1 protein-coding gene and 1 pseudogene are annotated in these 1,906 nt (G+C 73.6%); one reads left to right on the top strand and one right to left on the bottom strand.

The annotated features are described in order from the left end of the window. The first annotated feature begins 254 nt into the window (after positions 1-254). On the top strand, positions 255-488 hold the full coding sequence (locus C2142_RS37465; RefSeq protein ID WP_241003346.1) for a metalloregulator ArsR/SmtB family transcription factor: 234 nt from the start codon (positions 255-257) through the stop codon (positions 486-488). 55 nt (positions 489-543) lie between these two features. On the opposite strand, the pseudogene C2142_RS37460 reads toward C2142_RS37465, so the two are convergent. Then, positions 544-1,899 (bottom strand): annotated as a pseudogene (locus C2142_RS37460) (short-chain fatty acyl-CoA regulator family protein); the annotation flags it as partial. Positions 1,900-1,906 lie beyond the last annotated feature (7 nt).

Genomic DNA, 1,906 nt, shown 5'->3' with positions numbered 1-1,906 from the left:
GCCGACCGGGACGGCATCCGGGAGGCGGCCGCCTCCGCACCCTGAGGCACCGGCCGTTCCACGATCACCACGCCGAAGGCCGGCCGGGGCGACACCACGTCGCCCCGGCCGGCCTTCGGCACTCCCCAGACGAGGACAGAGCACTGGACACGGAATTCCAGCCCCCGCCGGCCCGGCCCGCGATCAACGACACCGCCATGCGCACCGCCCACACGGCCGTGTCCGATCGGGAGCGTGTGAGAGCCGTGTCCCAGATGTTCTCGCTGCTCGCCGATCCCGGTCGCCTCGCCCTGCTCATCGCCATTCACCGGGCCGGGCCGATCTGCGTCACCGATCTCGCCCTCGCGACCGGGATCCGCGACACCACGGTGTCCCAGGCCCTACGCCTGCTGCGCGTCACCGGCATCGTGTCGGCCGCCCGGGACGGCCGGACCGTCCGCTACGTTCTCCGTGACCCGCACATCGCCCGGCTGCTCGACCGTGTCTGATCCATGCTCAGAAACCGTGCTGCGGAACGTGACGGGACGGGTGGTCCGGCGGGGTTCACTCGCGTGGCCTCCCGGCCCGGGGGTCGGGCAGCGCGGGGTACGGGACGAAGGTGCTGCTGTGCTCGTCGACCGCGAGCGGGCGGCCGATGGCGGGCGCGGCCCGCTGCGGGCAGGCCGGGCGTTCGCACACCTTGCAGCCGAGACCGATCGGGGTGGCGGCCTGCGCGTCACCCAGATCCAGCCCCGCCGAGTACACGAGCCGTGAGGCGTGGCGGATCTCGCAGCCGAGGCCGATGGCGAAGGTCTTGCCGGGGTGCCCCCAGCCACCGGGTGAGCGGGTGACGGCGCGGGCCGTCCACAGGTAACGTCGGCCGTCGGGCATGGCGGCGACCTGGACGTGGACCCGGCCCGGCGAGGCGAAGGCCTCGTAGACGTTCCAGAGCGGGCAGGTGCCACCGGTGCGGGAGAAGTGGAAGTCGGTGGCGGACTGGCGTTTGGAGACGTTGCCGGCCCGGTCGACCCGGACGAAGGAGAACGGCACGCCGCGCAACCGGGGCCGCTGCAGCGTACTGAGCCGGTGGCAGACCGTCTCGTAGCCGACGCCGAAGTGGTCGGCGAGGTGCTCGATGTCGTAGCGCGCGGACTCGGCCTCGGCGTGGAACGCGGTGTAGGGGAGGACCAGCGCGGCGGCGAAGTAGTTGGCGAGGCCGATCCGGGTGAGCGACCAGGCGGTGGATCCCTCCGGGCTGTCCTGGGCGGCTAGTTCGGACAGCAGCGGGTCGTGCTCGAGGTAGGCGAGCTGGGTGGCCATCCGGAACGCCTGCTGGCCCGGGCGCAGCCGGTCCGACAGGTGCAGGACCCTGGTGCGGGGGTCGTACCGGTGCAGGCGCTCGCCTCCGGCGACGGTCCGTACGCCGTGGCCCGAGACGAGCCGCTCGGCCAGGACCGCCCGGACCTCCCCGCGCCGGAGGCCGATGGCCGTCGCCAACTCCTCGGCTGCGGTGTCGAGTTCGTCGAGGTAGTTCCGGCGGCGGTAGAAGAACTCGCGGACCTTCTCGTGCGGGGTGAGGGCGTCGGCCACCGGGCCGCGTTCCCCGGCGAGGACGGCGAGTTGCTCGGAGACCGCCCGCCGGCTGCGGCCGAGGTCCATGAGCAGCCGCGCCACGGCGGGCAGCCGCGCGGCCAGCTCGTCGAGGTCGCCGGCGGTGACCCGGCCGGCAGCGATCTCCTCGCCGAGCGCGTCGCGCAGTTCGGCGGTGAGCCGGGCGCTGTCCGGCGGGGCGAAGTACCCGACCTCGACCCCGAAGGCCTCGGTGAGGCGCAGCAGGACGGGCACGGTGAGCGGGCGGGCGTCGTGCTCCAACTGGTTGAGGTAGCTGGGCGAGAGATCGATCAGCCGGGCGAGGGCGGCTCAGGCC

Origin of the sequence: Streptomyces sp. CB01881 (assembly GCF_002953255.1) — a bacterium.
Taxonomy (GTDB): domain Bacteria; phylum Actinomycetota; class Actinomycetes; order Streptomycetales; family Streptomycetaceae; genus Kitasatospora.
The sequence above is the reverse complement of the archived record's forward strand: the minus strand, read 5'-3'. Positions and strand labels throughout refer to the sequence as shown.